Genomic DNA, 18654 nt, shown 5'->3' on the forward strand with positions numbered 1-18654 from the left:
TGAATTGGAATCCTCTTTTTATTTATGACACTGCGTTTTCATATTTTTTTTCAAATATTTTGCTTATCTTTTTTGCAACGTTGGTAATATCCCCTGCACCCAGGAATAAAAATACACCGTTTTCAATATCAAGTATCCTATCAATCATTTCATTTTCAGAATCTACAAATTCAGAGTCAGTTATTAACTTCGCCATTTTCCTTTCATCTACACCATCAATAGGATCTTCAAAAGCTGAATAAATCCTATATACAAAAACTTTATCCGCATTTTCAAGAACCTGACTGAATTTCTTATAATTCCTGAATAATCTTGTATATCTATGGGGCTGAAAAATAGCTATTATTGGAAAATCTGGAAAATACTCCTTTGCCGCTTTTATAGTATATTCAACCTCTTCTGGTGTATGTGCATAATCATCAACTACAAATATATGGCTATTTTTAAATAATACATTAAACCTTCTATTTACTGAATTAAATGTTTCAAGCGCCTTTTGAATCTTTTCAAATGAAATTCCATGTTCTAAGGCATATGCAACTGCAGCTATTGCATCATATGCATAATGTATTCCTGGAAGATTTATTTTTATCATTCCAACATATTTATTTTTATAATTAACCTCAAATGTTTGATAATACCCATGTGGTTGTCTATTAAAGAAATAATAATCAGATTTATCGTCCGAACCAAAAGATACCACTAAATTATCATTAAAAACATTCAAAATGGAATCATCGCCATTTAATAATACAAAGTCCTTTGCATGTGAAGCGTGGGTATATATAGAATCAATAAGATTTTCAAATGAATTATTATAATGTTCAAGATGATCAGGTCTGAGATTGGTAATTATAGAAACATCTGTAATGGTATTTCTTATAAAACCATCGCTTTCGTCAACTTCACTGATAATAGGACCTGTTCCCATTCTAAAATTTCCATCTTCAAGATTATCATGTATTCCACCAAGAAATACCGTAGGATTACATCCAGATTCCTTTAAAATATGGGAAATCATCGCCGTAGTTGTTGTCTTTCCATCAGTTCCAGTAATACCAATACTATAATTGGTTTTTAATATATAATTCAAATATTCCATTCTATTTAGAATAGTTATATTATTTTTTTGCGCATATAAAATTTCAGGGTTATCAGATTTTATAGCGGTGCTTTTTATTACTAAATCTGCATCTTTTACATTTTCTTCAGAATGTCCTATAGAAATATCTATATCTTTATTCTTTAAATATTGTGTCCTTTCGCTATTTGCATTATTGGAACCAGCTACATCATAACCCTTATATTTTGTATAAAGAGCTAATGAACTCATCCCTATACCGCCAATTCCAGAAAAGAAGTATTTCATTTCAGGTTCCTCCTATTGAATTTCATTCAAAATTTTTTTAGCTATAATTGAACCGGGGTTTTCCTTATTTATTGTATAATCATTTCTTTTTTTAAATAAACGTATTATATTTTTTATTTTATCAAGTTCAACCTCATCCTCTTTAAAAACATGGATATCATTTTTGAGATTTTCAAGGTTTTTCGCATTTAAATATTGCTGATTCTCTGCAGACTGCCCCCAGGGTATAATTATAGCAGATAATTCAAAAAAATCAATCTCTGATAATGAAGTTGCTCCTCCTCTACATATGACAAAATCACTTATAGCTAAGTATTCATGCAATTTATCTACATATTCAAAAATTCTCACATTTGAAAATTTTTCTTTAATATTTTTTGAAACATGTAGGAAATTTATATCCTTTATTTCATTATAAACCTTAATCATCATATTGTCAATAAATTCAGACCCCAAACTTCCACCAAAAACAACTCCAAACTTTTCTTCCGGATTAAAACCCAGGTTTTCCAAAAGTCTTTTTCTATCCACATTTTCTGGAATTCGAATAGGATTTCCGCTATATATACTTTTCTCAGGGTATTTATTCCCTATAGTCTTTTCATAAGATAAAAATATCTTTGACGCATACTTACTTAAAACTTTATTAGCAATCCCCATTATACTATTCTGTTCAAGTAAAAAAATGGGAATATTCAAATCTTTAGCTGCCATCCCAACTGGAACTGTAACATACCCTCCAGTTAAAACAACAAAATGTGGTCTTATTCTCTTCAAATATCTTTTAACTTTAAGATAATTAATAAAAGTATTGCTTAATACATAAATATTTTTTAAGGAATATAAAGGCCTTTTTAACCCATAAACCTTTAAAGGTATCATATTAGCCTCTGGCAAATCTTCTGGAACTTTATAATAATCAAGTCTATTATATATAGTAAAATATGTTAAATCTAAATCAACAATCTTTTTGAATTCATTTATTAAAGATAATGCCGGATAATAATGACCACCAGTACCGCCACCAGAGAAGACAACTCTATACTTCATCTATTTTTTCCACCTTTTCAAGATTAGTTTGTGTTTCATTCTGTTTTTCAGGATTATTTCTAATAATTTCATAAAAAACCATTCCCATAATATATCCAATGGAAACAATAGTAATCAACAATGAAGAATTACCATAGCTCATAAGCGGCAAGGTTATTCCAGTAGTTGGCAACAAACCAACTGAAACACCAACATTTACAAAACTCTGAATAAATATCCAGAATGCAAAAACAACCATAAAACTCTTTGCAGCCTGATTCTTTATATGATATGACATTAAAATCAATTCCCTTGAAATTAAGAAATAAAGGGTTATTATCATAATAATTCCAAATTTTCCCCACTCTTCGCCAATAACAGCAATAATAAAATCACTATAAGAATATGGCACGGTATATTTTTCCTCTCCAATAAATGTTCCTGAGCCAAAAAAACCACCATTGCTAATTGCATCAAGAGATTGTTGTAACTGATAATTTTCCTCTTTATTCTTAAACTTTTCTATACGCTCCTGCTGATATCCATGTAAAATATCAGTATTTAAAAAAATCAAAACCCCTATAACCAAAAGCAAAAATATAGTTAAATAAAAATGTATATTTCTAACTCCATTTATATAAATAGTTAATAAAGCAAGAAAGAATATCAATAATGACGTACTTAAATCAGGTTCAAGAAAAATTAAACCCACAGTTAATATGGTTATAGCCATTGGAATAACAATTCCATATAAAAATGTATTCTTCTTCTCTTTTATCTTATAAAAATACCATGAAAGATATAAAGGCAAATATAATTTCATAAATTCTGACGGTTGAAGCTGAAAACCTGCAATAGTTATCCATCTTCGAGTTCCATTAATTGGAGTTTGAGTTAATGCAAGAACCAGTAATGCAACAAAAAACAAAAACAACGCATTCATTAGATGTTTTCCTCTGGTAACAAAACTGGAAAACAGAAATGCAAATATTCCTAACACAGCAGAAATACCTATTGTCATAACATGTTTTTGAAACATTCTATCTATCTGTGCAGATGAAAAAGTGTATTCCATTGCATTTAAAGAACTATATACAAAAAATGTTCCCAATATTAATGCCATTCCAATATATAATATAAACAACAAAGCCCTGCTTTTTAATACATTTATTTTCACATTATCATCTCCATTTTAAACTCTTTACAGCCTCTTTGAAAATTCTTCCACGTTCCTTATAATTTTCAAAAAGGTCAAAACTTGCCCCTGCAGGGGATAAAATTACGCTATCTCCTCTTTCCGCCCATTCTAATGCAAGTTCAAAAGCCTTTTCAAAAGTATCTGTAATAATATAATTATTAAAAAATTCATACTTTTTAATCTCATCAACCATCTTTCCAAAAACTATGGTTTTTTTTGCATATTTCTGCAATTCCTGCAATAACATAGTCATATCCTCATTTTTTGGAATACCAGAAAGCATAGCAATATAACCTTTATTTCTAAATGACTTATATGCAGAATATGCTGCATGTGCATTTGTCGCTTTTGAATCATTAAAAAATCTAATTCCGTTATACTCTTCTATAAATTCCAGTCTATGTTCAAGTGTCTTAAAAGTTGAAATAAACTCTTCTATAACATTCTTTGAAATATCCAGGTTCAACGCAACTCCAACAGCAGCCATAACATCTTCCTGATATAGCTCAAATTGCAAACTTAAATTGTTTATATTAATTACAATATTCCCTGCTTCTATCATGTTATTTTTCCATACAATATTACCATTTTCCCCAAATAGAACAATTCTTTGTAAATTATCAAAATAACCTCTTAAATTGGCATTTACAAATGCCATTCCATTACCCATAACCGTTCGCTTTACCATATTGATTTTTGTATTATAGTACTCTTCCAAAGAAGAATGCCAGTTTAAATGATCAGGCATAAGATTTAGCAAAACAGATATCTCTGGAGTAAAGGTTGAACCCCAGAAAAGCTGAAAGCTTGAAACCTCTACAACATAAATTTCTTTATCCAGCGGCGCGGAACTTAACGGTGTCCCTATATTCCCACAAACAAATGTATTATATGTACTGCTAAGAATATGACCGGTTAATTGAGTTGTTGTTGATTTTCCATTTGTTCCTGTAACCCCAACAAAAACAGCCTCAGGATTATGTTTCTTTATATAATTCCATGCAAATTCTATTTCAGTAGAGATTTTAATATTTGAGGTTTTTAAAATGTTTACAACTTCACCATCTGGTTTTACACCAGGACTTAAAATAGCAAGATCGCAATTTCTTAGCAATTTTCCATGCGTTTCTTCATACTGTATATTATGTAAATCCAAAAATTCCTTATCCTCTTCTTTCAAAGGTTTATTATTACTAATAAAAACTTCATAGTTCTCTTTTAATAATATATTTTCAAGCAACGCTTTATTGCTAACACCGTATCCTACAAGGCATATCCTCATTTCAATCCCTCCGATAAATATAAGTCAATTAAATATTATACATTAAAAAGGATATTAATATATTAATTTTTTTTGAAATTAGAAAAATATATTTCTCTATATCCACTTGACACTGCAACAAATACCATGCTATAATTCACTCAGTGAATAAAAAAATCGCGAGGTGAAAAAATGATATCAGAATATGCAAAGATACACGATACTGTAAAACTCGGTCATAATATAGAAATTGAAGAAAATGTCGTCATAGAAGAAGGAGCTATAATAGGTAATAACGTAGTTATAAAAAAGGACACAATAATAAAAAAAGGATGTGTAATAGCAGACAATACAGTTCTTGGAAAAAAGCCCTTTAAAGCCTCTGCGTCAGCTGTAACCATAGAAAAAGAACTACCTCCACTTGAACTTGGAGAATATGTAACTATTGGTGCAAATTGTGTGATATACAGAGGGGCAAAATTATCCAATTTTGTTTTTGTAGGTGATCTTGCAAGTATTAGAGAAGATGTTGAAATCGGTGAATATACCATTATAGGAAGGGGCGTTGCAGTCGAAAACCAAACAAAAATAGGAAAACGAGTAAAAATAGAGACAAACGCTTATATAACAGCATTATCAACTATAGAAGATTATTGTTTTGTGGCTCCAGAAGTAACCTTTACAAACGACAACTTCCTCGGTAGAACCGAAGAAAGAAAAAAATACTTTAAAGGAGCTACATTGAAAAAAGGTGCAAGAATCGGTGCAAACTCAACAATATTACCAGGAATTACAATTGGTGAAGATGCCCTTGTAGCAGCAGGTTCAGTAGTTACAAAAGATGTTCCTTCTAAAAAAATTGTTCTTGGAAGTCCTGTTAAAGTATATAAAGACGTTCCTGAAGAACAATTATTAGAAAATCAAAGTTATTATAATGAATAATCAAAAAAGGCTGTTCAAATGAACAGCCTTTTTAATTATAATTATTTAAAATTTAAATTCAGCAAGTGCATTATTTAAAAGGTCTACACTCATCTGTAAATCCTCTGCGATTTCTGCAAGATTATCTGCCATATTCTGAATTTCATTGCTTGATTCCTTCATATTCTGAACATTTTCAAAGTATCTGTTCAATGAATCATTTACATTTGAGAAAGATTCTGCAATTGTCTGTGAAGAAGCATTCTGTTCTTCTGCTGATGCTGCCAATGATTGTGAACGTTCAGAAACTATAGCAGTTTGACTTAAAATATTATCCAATTCTCCAGTTAATACCTTTGAATTTTCAGTAACCTTTTCAACTGTTTCTTTTACCGTATATATTTGTTTTGTAGATTTGTCAACATTAGCCTTAATTGACCCCAATATACCAGCAATTTCATCTGTAGCTTTTCTTGTTTCTTCTGCAAGCTTTCTAATTTCATCAGCAACAACAGCAAAACCTTTTCCTGCTTCTCCTGCTCTTGCAGCTTCAATTGCCGCATTTAATGCCAATAAGTTTGTCTGTTCTGCAATATTAGAAACCTGTTCAATAACTTCTGTTATATTACTTGCGTAATTTTCAAGTTCTTTAATTTCATTTATTGTTTTCATTGTTTCTTCTGTTGCAGCATTTACAGCTTCTTCAAGTGATTTCATTACCTCTTTACTTGTATTTGTAGCTGTTTCAAGAACACCTGCAACATCAGCCAGTTCAATTGCTGCATTTGCAACTTCATCTGTAGAACGTGAAATTTCAGCAATTGCATCATTGGTATTATCTGTTTCTCTTCTCATTATCTCAGCTTCTTCTGCCATCATATCAAATGAAGCTTTGAATTCTTCAATAATTGCATTTGATTCCTGAGCACTTGAAGAAACATTATCCGCTGATATCTTAATTCCTTCCATTGATTTCTTTATAAATTCAAATGTTGGTCTTAATTTTTCACCAACAAGAGCATACATCTTTTTGGCAATAACCCCTATTTCATCATCTGAATGAATCTTAGCAGATACTGTTAAATCACCTTCTGCAATCTTTTCAAGTTCTTTTAATGGTGACAATGATTTTCTAAGCATATAAAATGCAAAAAGGCCTACCAACAAATTAATAGCAAAAACAACAAATTGAATTCTTCTCATTAAAAGAACCTTTTTTTCAGATTCCTTCTGGAATAATGTAACTGCAGTATTCATTTCAACCAAGAGTGGAACATTGTGTTCTACAATATACTTCATTGATTCTTCACTATGTGTGGTTCTAAAATCTTCAATATGCTTATAAAATTCATCCCACATTGACTTTACCTTTTCCAATTGCTTTTTTACTGTAGGAGGAGCTTCAGGAACATCAACCATTTTTTGCCAGGCAAGATCAAATGGGGCTTTTCCTCCGTCTTTTAACGCATTAAGCGTTGTATCAAACACCTTTATAGTATTATCCAAACTCTTATTCAAAGCTTCATCTTTTAAAATATGATAAGCCAATGCTTCTTTGGTCATTCTTTGTGTAAGCATTCTCTGCCTTCCAGCAAGATTAATTACAAGTCCATCATAAGCCTGGGCTTTCGTAATCGTTCTCGTTGAAAAGTAAGTAAACAATGATAACAGAATAAATAGAACTATAGGTACTCCGAGTTTAACATATAAGCTGCTCTTTTTCATATTTTCTCCTCCCTGAATATTTAAAATTATATTAAATTTAAAATCTTTATCGCATATATTATACCATCTCCCAACAAAAAATCAACAATATTTTTAATTATATATATGAAGATTATAATCATAATAAAAATCCATTATCTATGAAATTATACAATATTTTTAAGAAAAAGTAAAGATTGAAAATAATTTCAGTATAGTATATAAATAATAAAATAAAAATTAATTGACAAAATTCAGAAATAATGTGGTAAAATATATATAGAACATATATAGACAAAATACCCCTTCCGAGCCTTTTCTCCTAAAACGCAAGCTGCGTCATGGAAAAAGGCCAATGGGTATAACTGGAAACGGTTATGCCTCCCGTGTTTGGAAAGGAAGGAAAATTCTAAAGGGGGGGTAAAAGTGTCATTTAACGGAAAAGTATTAAGAGTAAATCTTACCGAAAAAAGCGTAAAGGTTGAGAAACTGCCAGAGGATTATGAGCTCTATCTTGGTGGAAGAGGCCTTGCAACAAAGATGTTCTACGACGAAGTAGGCCCTCAAGTGGATCCCTTCTCACCTGAAAACAAATTATTCTTTGCAACAGGTCCTTTAACAGGAACTGCCGCACCAACAGGTGGAAGATATATGGTAGTAACCAAAGGTCCGTTGACAGGCACCATAGCTTCAAGTAACTCAGGTGGTTATTTTGGTGCAGAATTGAAATTTGCAGGTTATGACATGATTATTATTGAAGGAAAAGCTGAAAAACCTGTATACCTTATGATTAAAGATGATCATGTAGAACTTAAAGATGCTTCTCATCTCTGGGGAAAAGACGTATTTGAAACCACTGATATAATGATGGAAGAAATTGGAGATCCAAGAGCAAGAGTTGCATGTATTGGACCAGCAGGAGAAAAATTGGTAAAATTTGCAGCTATTATGAACGATAAACATAGAGCTGCAGGTAGAACCGGTGTTGGTGCAGTAATGGGGAGCAAAAACTTCAAAGGTATCGTTGTAAGAGGAACAAAGAGACCTGAGGTAAAAGATCCAGCAAAATTCATGGAAGTTGTAAAAGAAAAAATCAAAAAATTAAGAGAAAATGGAATTACCGGTGAAGGTTTGCCTAAACTGGGAACCAAGGTTCTCGATAATATTATTAATCAAAACGGATTATATCCAACAAGAAACTTCCAGGATTCAGTATTTGAATTTACAGATGAAGTTTCCGGCGAAGCGCTTGTTGAAAAAGGATATCTCGTTAAAAATATGCCATGTTTTGGCTGTCCTATAGCCTGTGGAAGAAGAGTAACACTTCCTAACGGCATTGAAACAGAAGGTCCAGAATATGAAACTGGTTGGGCATTTGGGCCAGATTGTGGCGTTTCAGACTTAATTGCTATAGTTGAAGCAAACCATCTATGTAATAAATATGGTTTAGACACAATTTCAGCAGGTTCAACAATTGCATGTGCAATGGAAATGTATGAAAAGGGCATTGTAAAGAAAGAAGAATTAGGAAATGGTCCTGAATTGAAATTTGGAAGTTCAGAAGCTGTAGTATTCTATACAAAACAAATTGGATTAAGAGAAGGAATTGGCGACAAATTAGCAGAAGGTTCTTATAGATTTGCAGAAAGTTATGGACATCCTGAATTTGCCATGGTTGTTAAAAAACAGGAAATTCCTGCATACGATCCAAGGGGTGCTCAGGGACATGGTCTTGAATACGCAACAAGTAACAGAGGCGGATGTCACGTTAGAGGTTATATGATTTCTCCTGAAATTCTCGGTGCTCCTGAAAAAATAGATCCACAAGCACTTGAAGGAAAAGCAGAATGGGTTAAAGCATTCCAGGATTTAACAGCAGTTATAGATGCTGGAGGATTATGTTTATTCACCTCATTCGCATTAGGTGCTGACGATTATGCTGATTTAATAAACGCTGCATTGGGATGGAATAAATCAACAGAAGAAATATTAAAAATTGGCGAAAGAATATGGAATCTTGAAAGAAAATTCAATTTAGAAGCAGGAATCGATCCTTCACAGGATACACTTCCAAAGAGATTGCTCGAAGAACCTGTAAAAGAAGGTCCAAACAAAGGTCAGGTTGTTCATCTTGATCAATTGCTTCCAAAATATTACGAAGTAAGAGGATGGAGCAAAGAAGGTATTCCTACAGAAGAAAAACTCAAGGAGTTAGGAATTCTATGAAGGTTGAAATAAAATTTTTCGCTACCCTGAGATTACATCTCAGGGTAGCTTCATTATCTTTAGATTTAAATGAAAATACAACTGTAAATGAATTAATAGACATACTTGTAAAACATTTCAACGATGAAAAGGTGCGAGAATACCTTATTGATGAAAATGGTATTAGAAAAGGAACAATGATATTAATAAACGGAAAAAACATATTACATCTAAATGGTTTAGATACAAAAATCGAAGAAGGCGTTATTTCAATTTTTCCACCAGCAGGTGGGGGGTAATTTTTATTCCTTTATAAAATTCCCTGTATCTTTTAAGAGATATCCACCCAGCTTCTCTGCATCTCTTTTAAACTCCTCAGAACCTATTATTTCCTGAATCAACTTAAATCTCGGATCATCTATAAAAGAAGGATGTATTAAAAGATCATATCTCTCATGTGCCACTGGCACAAAATCAAGATCATAAATATTGGCAGCTGCTTTTATTCCAAGACCCACATCTGCCATATCTTTTTTTATTTTCAATGCAAGATTAACATGTGAATACTCTTCATCAGAATAACCATGAATCCTATCCGGAGAAATACCTTCCTTCTCAAGATGATAATCCAATAAAATCCTTGTTCCTGCAGTTTTTTGCCTGTTAATATATCTAACTCCGTCCTTTGTAAGATCTGAAAAAGTCTTTATACCTTTAGGATTTCCTTTTTGAACAATAAATCCCTGTTCCCTATACGAAAGATTCATCAATGTATACTCATCAATATACTCTTCAATATAACTGATATTATACTCACCACTTTCAGGATCAAGAAGGTGCATTCCAGCCATATGAGCATACCCTTTTGCTATAGCCATTATTCCACCAATACTTCCAACATTAGCAGAAACAATATTTATATTCTTATCATATCTCTTTATATAATCAGCAAGTAAATCTATCAACAAATCATGACTTCCAATAACAAGAATATTATTATCCACTATTTCTTTAGAACGCTTAAGATGTATATTTATCTCTTCGCCATCTTCCAATACCTCTATACCCTTTTCTATATACACAACACCATCCTGTTTCGATACTGCTGAAATATTAGCGGCACCTCTCTTTAAAGGAATAGCTACATATCTATCTTCAACCTTACCAACACCAACCCTTAAATATTCCTTTTCTGTAATGGAAGAATGAATTCTCTTTCCAGATACACCTTCAATAATTTCATTGTCATAATATACTTCTTCCTTTGTTTTATTCAATATCAAAGGTTTCACTATATCCTCAAGTATTATATTGCACGAAACAGGAAATCCCGGCAACCCAATAACAGGTTTATCCTTAACAATACCTAAAATAGCAGGTTTTCCCGGTTTTATATTCAATCCATGAACAATAACCTTACCCAGCTCATTTACCGCATGAAAGGTAAAATCCTTTGAACCAGCTGAAGAACCAGCATTTAAAAGAATTAGATCATATTTTTCTATATTCTCTTCTATTGTTTTTTTCAAAACTTCCAGATCATCCGGCAATATACTATGCACATCAACACTTGCATTGTATTTCTCAATAAAATTCTTAATCATAGCAGAATTGGTTTCTGGAATCTGAAATTCTTCTGTTTTCTCTTCTGGTTTAACAATTTCATTTCCTGTTGGAATTAACAACACATTTAATTCTCTTAAAACAGGAATCTTAAATACGCCAGCCATCAATAAAAAGGATATATCATTTTCTGTAAGGGTATGATATCTTGGGAATAACATTTCGCCTTTACATATATCCTCTCCAACCTTTCGAACATCCTTATACGGAAAAACGCTATTTCTAATTTTAATCTTCGTATCATCAATAATCTCTATATTCTCTATCATTATTACCGCATCATATGGCTTATTAATAGGATAACCAGTATTTATATATTCAAAATCCTTCTCTAATTCCAGAATCTTTGGACTGCTTTCTGTTGCACCATATGTATGTTTGCTGATAACCGCCACACCATCCATAGCGCTACTATTATAAGACGGAACATTCTCATTGGCAAAAATTGGTTCAGCAGTAACCCTACCAGAACTTTCTCTTACATCGATAACTTCTTTTTCATCATTCCTAAAATACTCTTCCAGCTTACTAAAAAAGAGTTCAACCCCCGCTTCAATATCCATCTTATTCAAATAAAATCTCCTTTTCAAAACTATCCCCCCTATTTTTTATGTGTTAATAAAATTATATCACAATAAAAAAGATTAGGAATTTCCTTCAGCAGATATCAATATAGTTGAAAAAAGAAAAATGATGTAAATGAAAACTAAGAATTTCCCGCAGCGGGGATTACAGGATAGTTGGAAAAAATAAAAGCGAGTGAAGGCTCGCAGAGTGTCCAAGGTAAAATTACAAACGATTGAAAAAATAAAAGTGAATGAATACTCGCAGAGTGTCCAAGGTAAAATTACAAATGATTGAAAAAATAAAAGTGAATGAATACTCGCAGAGCACCCGAAAAAAACTGCGAATGGAGAGGGTCAAAAAAACAGGATGTTTTTTTGAGCGCAGCTTCTGCAGGGATGCAGAATCTAAGCGACCCCGCGAATATGAGCAGTTTTTGAGGATTAGTGCTCAAATCGTATGAATGAACTTTTATTTTTCTTCTTTTGAAATTAACAATCAATGTTTAAGCGTTTTTAATTGTTAGATATCATAGACTTTTAAGAATAAAAGAATTATAAAACAATAATCACCTTTTATTGACACTAATTAATTACCACAACCTTTAAGCAACATTTAATTAAACTATAAAATAATGTAAAATTTAATATAGTTGAAAAGAGAAAAAAACAGGAGGTTGAGAAATGAACAAGTATAAACTTCGTTGTATAAGTTGTGGAAAAGTATATGAACCTGATGAAGTTGAATATACATGTCCAGTTTGCGGAGATAGGTTAGGAACACTTGAAGTAATATATGATTATGATGAAATAAAGGTTAAAAAGGAAGACTTTGGAAAATTCGATAATATATGGCAGTTTGAGAAAATTTTACCAATAAGCGACAAAGCTTACAAAACGCCTTTGCATGTTGGCGGAACACCGTATTACGAACATAAAAAACTCGCTGAAGAATTAGGAATTAAAAATCTTTTTATAAAATACGACGGAACAAATCCAACTGCATCTTACAAAGATAGAGCATCAGCCCTGGCTATAGCCAAGGCATATGAAAAAGGATATGAAACAATATATTGTGCTTCAACAGGCAATGCAGCCAGTTCTTTAGCAGGATTATCAGCACCAACAAAATTAAAAACATATATATTTTTACCCGCTTCAGCACCAATTGCAAAAATATCACAACTTTTCATATACGGTGCAAACGTTATCCCAATAGACGGTACATATGATGAAGCATTTGATATTTCACTAAAAATTGGTGAAGAAAATGGATGGTATTGCAGAAACTCGGCAATTAATCCATATTTACTTGAAGGCAAAAAAACCGGAGCTCTTGAAATAGCTGTTCAAAGCAATTGGGATGTTCCAGATTACGTACTTGTAAGCGTTGGCGATGGTACAGTTATCAGTTCATTCTACAAAGGATTTTACGATTTCTATAAACTTGGATTAATAGATAAAATCCCAAGAATTATTGGTGTTCAGGCTGAAGGTGCCGCTGCAATAAAAAGAGTATTTGATAAAGGTGAACCATTTATGCCTGACGACATAGAAACACATACAATTGCAGATAGCATAAGCGTTGGAAAACCGCGCGATGTAGTAAAAGCCTGCAAATACGTAAAAGCAAGTGGCGGATATTTCGTAAGTGTAAGTGATGAAGAAATATTAAATGCTATATATGAATTATCAATAAAGACCGGTATATTTGCCGAACCCGCCGGAGCTACTTCATACGCTGGTCTGAAAAGGATTTCAGAAAAAATTGGAAAAGATTCAACTGTTGCAATTGTAGTAACAGGAAATGGATTAAAAGATGTAAAAGCAATAGAAAGCTTTGTAAATCTAAAAAAAGTAAAACCAGACTTAAATGCTGTTAGAGAGGTGATTAAGGAATATGAAAATAAAATTTAAGTTAAACGGTAAAGATGTTGAATACGATGTTGCTGAACATAAAAGGGCTCTTGATTTTTTGAGAGATGATATGAGAATGACCTCCGTAAAAGAAGGTTGCGGCGAAGGGGAATGTGGTGCATGTACAATTATCTTAAATGGCAAAAACGTCAATTCCTGTATGGTTTTAGCAGTTGAACTCGATGGTCAGGAAGTATGGACCCTTGAAGGGTTAAATGAAAAGGGCGACACCATAATTCAGGAATCATATATTGAAAAGGGAGCTATACAATGTGGATTCTGTACTCCTGGATTCATAATGTCCACAAAAGTATTGCTTGATAACAATCCTTCACCAAAAGAAGAAGAAATAAAAGAAGCTCTTGAAGGTAATCTATGTAGATGCACAGGATACACCAAGATAATAGAAGCGGTAAAACTCGCTGCAGAGAAACGAGGTGAGTCCAGATGAAAAACATAAAATACTTCAAACCAAAAACAATAGAGGAAATTTCAAAAATAAAATCTGAAAACGATGCCAGACTTTTATCAGGCGGAACAGATTTAATGGTAAAAATGCGAGCAGAAATATTTAATCCAGAAGTAATTATAGACACCAAAGGTCTCGAGAAGGAAGAAGTAAAATTCTATAATGGAAGAGTAAGAATTCCTATAAACACAACATATGATGAATTAATAAAAAATGAAGAATTCAACAAACGATTTCCTATGATAGTGGAAATAATTAAAAAAATAGGTTCTCCACAAATTAGAAACAGAGCTACTCCAATAGGCAATATAGCAAACGCTTCACCAGCAGGCGATTTCCTATTAAGCATGTACCTCTTTGATGGAAATGTGGAAATTAAACCTTCAAACAAAATTATGAAAATATCCCATTTTGTTACCGGTCCGGGAAAAATAAAACTTAAAAACGATGAGTTTATATATTCAATAGAATTAAAGGAAATGGAAGGATACAAATACTACTATGAAAAAGTTGGAAAAAGAAATGCAATGAACATATCCATTATCAGCATAGGCGTTCTTTTAAAAACAGATAATGATGGAAAAATAGAAGATATAAAAGTTGCATATGGCTCTGTTGGACCAACAGTTGAAAGATTCGAAGAAATAGAAGAAAAAATGAAAGGCAAAAAAGTATCAAAAGAATTATTTGAAGAAATGGGAGAAGAATATATGAAAGTTATAAACCCTATAACCGATGTTAGAGCTACAGCGGAATACAGGAAAAAAATGGTTAAAAACCTGCTTATAAAAGCATATTATGAATTAATAAAATAAACTTATTTCAAGGGAAGGGTGATAAGGGTGATTGAGATTAAGGATTATATCAGGCCAAAAAGTATCGAAGAAGCCTATGAAAAATTGGTTTCAGTGGACGGTGCCGAAATAATAGGAAGCGGTGCCTTTATGCGATTATCTTCGAGAAAGATAGAACTTGCCATTGATTTACAGGATGCAGGTGTAAATTATATAAAAGAAGAAAATGGCGAAATAAAAATTGGAAGCGCTACGCCTCTTGGCGAAATAGAAAAAAGCGAAATAATAAAAAACGCTTTTGACGGAAAATTAGCCGAAATTATGAAATACATCTGGTCCGTTCAATTGAGAAACATTGCCACTCTTGGTGGAACGGTATTTCCAAAACTTGGATTCTCTGATTTGCTTACAGTATTACTTGTTTTAGATACAGATATTGTATTGCACAAAAACGGCAGAATGCCACTTGAAAAATTCCTCGAAGAAAAAATCAGAAAAGACATTATGGTTGAATTGATAATAAAAAACAACGGAAGAAAATTATCATTCCAGAATATGAGAAATTCATTCTATGATTTTTCAATATTAAATGCTGCTGCATCTAAATTGGACAATGACATTAAAATTGCTATAGGTGCCAGACCTGGCGTTGCAAGATTAACCAGGAAAACAATGGAAGAACTCAAAACACTTGAAAATATAGAAGAAAAATTACAGGAAATATCAGAAAAAGCCGCTTCAGAAGTTGAATATGGTTCAAATATAAAAGGTTCAAAGGAATACAGAGAAATGATTGCGCCAGTACTTGTTAGAAGGGCTTTAGAGGAGGTAATAAAATGAAAATAACCTTAACAGTTAATAATACAAAACATGAAGTTGAAATAAACCCTTCTGAGTTTCTTCTCGATGTATTAAGAAGACTTAATTATATGAGTGTCAAAAAAGGTTGTGACACAGGAACATGTGGCGTATGTACAGTACTCATGGACGGAAAACCTGTCCTTTCCTGTTCTGTACTCGCAGCATCTGCTGACGGACATGAAATTACCACAGTAGAAGGGCTAAAAGATGATCCGGAATACAAGAAATTTACAGAGGCATTACTTGCCCAGGGAGCTGATCAATGTGGTTTCTGTAGCCCTGGATTAATTTTAAGCGTATATGCAATGAAAAAAGAATTAAAAAATCCAACAGAAGAGGAAATGAAAGAATACCTTGTTGGAAACTTATGTAGATGTACAGGATACGCAAGTCAAATGAGAGCAATAAAACAATTTTTTGAGGTGAAAGCATGAAAGAAGTAAAAAGAACTATCAAAAAAATAGACGGTTATGGACTTGTTAGTGGAAAACCTGTATATACAGATGATTTAGCGCCAAAAGACGCTTTAATAGTAAAAATTCTTAGAAGCCCTCATGCATTTGCAAAAATTAAAAACATAGATACGTCAGAAGCAGAAAAAATGGACGGCGTTGAATGTGTATTAACATATAAAAACGTTCCAAGAAATATCATTACCCGTGCAGGTCAGGGATATCCTGAACCTTCACCATATGACAAATTTGTGCTTGACGAATATGTAAGATATGTTGGCGATGAAGTTGCAGTTGTAGCAGCAAGAGATGAAATAACTGCAGAAAAAGCTTTAAAATTAATAAAAGTTGAATATGAAGTGCTTGAACCTGTGTTGGATTTTGAAAAAAGCAAGGGGTCAAAAAGTATAATACACCCTGAAGCAGATTATAAAAGTGAAGGATTTATTAGTTCTGACCCCAAAAATAATATTGCAGCCTCATACGAAATGAGTGTAGGTGATGTGGAAGAAGAAATTGAAAAATCGGAAATTGTAGTAAAAGAAAGATTCTACACACAGGCACAGGCACATGTAATGATGGAACCACATGCAGCATATACATATCTTGATATGCAGGGAAGGCTTGTAGTTGTTTCTTCAACGCAGGTCCCATTCCACGTCAGAAGAATTCTGGCAAGAGCATTAGGCATGGAAATTAGCAAAATCAGAGTAATAAAACCACGTGTAGGTGGCGGTTTTGGTGGAAAACAGGGAATACACGGCGAACCATATGCAGCACTGGTTACCTTAAAAACCGGAAAACCTGCAAAAGTTTATTATACAAGAAAAGAAGTATTTGAATCAACATATACAAGACATCCTATGAGATTTGACGTAACTATCGGTGCAGATAAAGATGGAAAAATAAGAGTAATAGACGTAAGGGGACTTTCAGACACAGGTGCATATGGTGAACATGCATTAACCACATTTATGGTTGCAGGTTCAAAAGTATTGCCTATGTATAATAAAGTAAAAGCTGTAAGATTTGGTGGAGATGTAGTTTACACAAACCATCCACCAGCAGGTGCATACAGGGGATATGGTGCTATACAGGCAAACTTTGCAATAGAATCTGCCATGGATATGCTTGCAGAAAAATTAGGCATGGATCCTGTAAAATTAAGAGAAATAAATATGATTCGCGAAGGCGAAACATCACCTATATTCAAAATAATGGGTGAAGGCCGCGAAGGCGTTGAAATGATTGTTAATAGCTGTAAATTAGATGAATGTATAGAAAAAGGCGTAAAGAAAATCAACTGGGAAGAAAAATTCAAAGCAGAAAAGAAGGGCACAAAAGTAAAAGGTGTGGGTATGGCAATAGCCATGCAGGGATCAGGAATTGCAAAAATAGATATGGCAGCCGCCACATTAAAATTAAATGATGATGGTTCATTTAATTTGCTTATAGGCGCAACAGATATAGGAACAGGTAGTGACACAATATTATCTCAAATAGCAGCAGAAGCATTAAATGTTCCAACTGAAATGATAATACCATATTCATCAGATACAGATACCACACCATTTGACACAGGTGCATACGCATCAAGTACAACATATGTTTCAGGTAATGCCGTAAGACTTGCAGCAGAAAAAATGAAAAATGAAATCATAAAAGCCGGTGCAGAATATTTTGAAGTACCTGAAGAAGAGGTTGAATTTGACGGTAAAGAAATAAAAACAAAAGATAAAAAAATAAGCCTTAAAAAACTTGCTGAAATACTATATTACAACGAAAACCAAAAACAATTAAGCGTAACAGCGTCTTACGTTGGTGAAGAGTCTCCACCACCATTTATGGCTGGTTTTGCAGAAGTTGAAGTTGATACAGAAACAGGTAAAGTAGATCTGCTAAATTATGTAGCTGTTGTGGATTGTGGGACACCAATAAATCCAAACCTCGCCAAGGTCCAGGTAGAAGGCGGTCTTGCCCAGGGAATTGGAATGGCAATGTACGAAGAGGTTATTTACGATAAAAACGGAAGATTGTTAACAAACAATCTTATGAATTACAAAATTCCTTCAAGACCGGACATTAAAAATTTAGATGTGGAACTTGTGGATAGTTATGAACCAACAGGACCTTATGGTGCAAAAAGTGTAGGTGAAATCGGAATTGACACACCTCCAGCAGCAATTGCAAACGCTGTGTATAATGCAGTTGGTGTAAGAATAAAAGATCTGCCAATTACACCAGAAAAAGTATTAAAAGCATTAAAAGAAAAGAAATAATTTATTTAA

General features: G+C 32.9%; 15 protein-coding genes and 1 riboswitch. Of the genes, 9 read left to right on the forward strand and 6 right to left on the reverse strand.

What is annotated here, in order from left to right:
• Positions 1-22: 22 nt before the first annotated feature.
• The 4 genes from murC to murD are packed head-to-tail and all read right to left on the reverse strand — an operon-like array spanning position 23 to position 4878.
• Complete coding sequence (murC, locus tag MARPI_RS05580) at positions 23-1369, reverse strand: UDP-N-acetylmuramate--L-alanine ligase (protein ID WP_014296617.1); 1347 nt, start codon at positions 1367-1369, stop codon at positions 23-25.
• Positions 1370-1381: 12 nt separating this feature from the next.
• A complete protein-coding gene (locus MARPI_RS05585; RefSeq protein WP_014296618.1) occupies positions 1382-2419 on the reverse strand; it encodes a UDP-N-acetylglucosamine--N-acetylmuramyl-(pentapeptide) pyrophosphoryl-undecaprenol N-acetylglucosamine transferase in 1038 nt (345 codons plus the stop codon).
• Complete coding sequence (locus tag MARPI_RS05590; protein ID WP_014296619.1) at positions 2409-3575, reverse strand: FtsW/RodA/SpoVE family cell cycle protein; 1167 nt, start codon at positions 3573-3575, stop codon at positions 2409-2411. Before MARPI_RS05590 ends, MARPI_RS05585 begins: the two co-directional genes overlap by 11 nt.
• 4 nt (positions 3576-3579) lie before the next feature.
• Complete coding sequence (gene murD / locus MARPI_RS05595; RefSeq protein WP_014296620.1) at positions 3580-4878, reverse strand: UDP-N-acetylmuramoyl-L-alanine--D-glutamate ligase; 1299 nt, start codon at positions 4876-4878, stop codon at positions 3580-3582.
• A 171-nt stretch (positions 4879-5049) separates the two neighbouring features.
• On the opposite strand from murD, the gene MARPI_RS05600 reads away from it, so the two are divergent.
• Entirely contained in the window at positions 5050-5799 is a 750-nt protein-coding gene (locus MARPI_RS05600) for a DapH/DapD/GlmU-related protein (RefSeq protein WP_014296621.1), read from the forward strand.
• A gap of 45 nt (positions 5800-5844) precedes the next feature.
• Here the strand turns inward: MARPI_RS05600 and MARPI_RS05605 are convergent, their stop codons facing one another.
• On the reverse strand, positions 5845-7503 hold the full coding sequence (locus MARPI_RS05605; protein ID WP_014296622.1) for a methyl-accepting chemotaxis protein: 1659 nt from the start codon (positions 7501-7503) through the stop codon (positions 5845-5847).
• A 273-nt stretch (positions 7504-7776) separates the two neighbouring features.
• A riboswitch (molybdenum cofactor riboswitch) is annotated at positions 7777-7899 on the forward strand.
• A 9-nt stretch (positions 7900-7908) separates the two neighbouring features.
• On the opposite strand from MARPI_RS05605, the gene MARPI_RS05610 reads away from it, so the two are divergent.
• Positions 7909-9708: an aldehyde ferredoxin oxidoreductase family protein gene (locus MARPI_RS05610; RefSeq protein WP_014296623.1), complete on the forward strand. Its 1800-nt coding sequence runs from the start codon at positions 7909-7911 to the stop codon at positions 9706-9708.
• Positions 9705-9986, forward strand: a complete 282-nt coding sequence (locus MARPI_RS05615; protein ID WP_014296624.1) for a MoaD family protein — start codon at positions 9705-9707, stop codon at positions 9984-9986. The genes MARPI_RS05610 and MARPI_RS05615 overlap by 4 nt, the downstream gene beginning before the upstream one ends.
• 3 nt (positions 9987-9989) lie before the next feature.
• On the opposite strand, the gene MARPI_RS05620 is transcribed toward MARPI_RS05615, so the two are convergent.
• Positions 9990-11900 (reverse strand): molybdopterin biosynthesis protein, encoded by a 1911-nt coding sequence (locus MARPI_RS05620; RefSeq protein WP_014296625.1) that lies wholly within the window; start codon positions 11898-11900, stop codon positions 9990-9992.
• 657 nt (positions 11901-12557) lie between these two features.
• Here MARPI_RS05620 and thrC point away from each other — a divergent pair.
• From thrC to MARPI_RS05650, 6 genes are read left to right on the forward strand one after another with little or no spacing between them, the layout of a single operon-like run.
• Positions 12558-13790, forward strand: coding sequence for a threonine synthase (gene thrC / locus MARPI_RS05625; RefSeq protein WP_014296626.1), 1233 nt, complete (start codon positions 12558-12560; stop codon positions 13788-13790).
• Positions 13774-14241, forward strand: coding sequence for a (2Fe-2S)-binding protein (locus MARPI_RS05630; protein WP_014296627.1), 468 nt, complete (start codon positions 13774-13776; stop codon positions 14239-14241). The genes thrC and MARPI_RS05630 overlap by 17 nt, the downstream gene beginning before the upstream one ends.
• A complete protein-coding gene (locus MARPI_RS05635) occupies positions 14238-15074 on the forward strand; it encodes an FAD binding domain-containing protein (protein ID WP_014296628.1) in 837 nt (278 codons plus the stop codon). Before MARPI_RS05630 ends, MARPI_RS05635 begins: the two co-directional genes overlap by 4 nt.
• A gap of 27 nt (positions 15075-15101) precedes the next feature.
• The gene (locus tag MARPI_RS05640; protein WP_041638527.1) at positions 15102-15893 is read left to right on the forward strand and encodes an FAD binding domain-containing protein; all 792 of its coding nucleotides are present in this window, start codon (positions 15102-15104) and stop codon (positions 15891-15893) included.
• A complete protein-coding gene (locus MARPI_RS05645) occupies positions 15890-16348 on the forward strand; it encodes a (2Fe-2S)-binding protein (protein WP_014296630.1) in 459 nt (152 codons plus the stop codon). The genes MARPI_RS05640 and MARPI_RS05645 overlap by 4 nt, the downstream gene beginning before the upstream one ends.
• Positions 16345-18645 carry a xanthine dehydrogenase family protein molybdopterin-binding subunit gene (locus MARPI_RS05650; RefSeq protein WP_014296631.1) on the forward strand — a complete coding sequence of 767 codons (2301 nt, stop codon included), beginning with the start codon at positions 16345-16347 and terminating at the stop codon, positions 18643-18645. The genes MARPI_RS05645 and MARPI_RS05650 overlap by 4 nt, the downstream gene beginning before the upstream one ends.
• Positions 18646-18654: the final 9 nt, after the last annotated feature.

This window comes from Marinitoga piezophila KA3 (assembly GCF_000255135.1).
Lineage (GTDB): Bacteria > Thermotogota > Thermotogae > Petrotogales > Petrotogaceae > Marinitoga > Marinitoga piezophila.

Excerpts from the sequence above, each read along its gene's own strand:
- murC (WP_014296617.1), bottom strand. The coding sequence starts at position 1,369 with ATGAAATACTTCTTTTCTGGAATTGGCGGTATAGGGATGAGTTCATTA.
- MARPI_RS05585 (WP_014296618.1), bottom strand. The coding sequence starts at position 2,419 with ATGAAGTATAGAGTTGTCTTCTCTGGTGGCGGTACTGGTGGTCATTAT.
- murD (WP_014296620.1), bottom strand. The coding sequence starts at position 4,878 with ATGAGGATATGCCTTGTAGGATACGGTGTTAGCAATAAAGCGTTGCTT.
- MARPI_RS05600 (WP_014296621.1), top strand. The coding sequence starts at position 5,050 with ATGATATCAGAATATGCAAAGATACACGATACTGTAAAACTCGGTCAT.
- MARPI_RS05605 (WP_014296622.1), bottom strand. The coding sequence starts at position 7,503 with ATGAAAAAGAGCAGCTTATATGTTAAACTCGGAGTACCTATAGTTCTA.
- MARPI_RS05615 (WP_014296624.1), top strand. The coding sequence starts at position 9,705 with ATGAAGGTTGAAATAAAATTTTTCGCTACCCTGAGATTACATCTCAGG.
- thrC (WP_014296626.1), top strand. The coding sequence starts at position 12,558 with ATGAACAAGTATAAACTTCGTTGTATAAGTTGTGGAAAAGTATATGAA.
- MARPI_RS05630 (WP_014296627.1), top strand. The coding sequence starts at position 13,774 with ATGAAAATAAAATTTAAGTTAAACGGTAAAGATGTTGAATACGATGTT.
- MARPI_RS05635 (WP_014296628.1), top strand. The coding sequence starts at position 14,238 with ATGAAAAACATAAAATACTTCAAACCAAAAACAATAGAGGAAATTTCA.
- MARPI_RS05645 (WP_014296630.1), top strand. The coding sequence starts at position 15,890 with ATGAAAATAACCTTAACAGTTAATAATACAAAACATGAAGTTGAAATA.
- MARPI_RS05650 (WP_014296631.1), top strand. The coding sequence starts at position 16,345 with ATGAAAGAAGTAAAAAGAACTATCAAAAAAATAGACGGTTATGGACTT.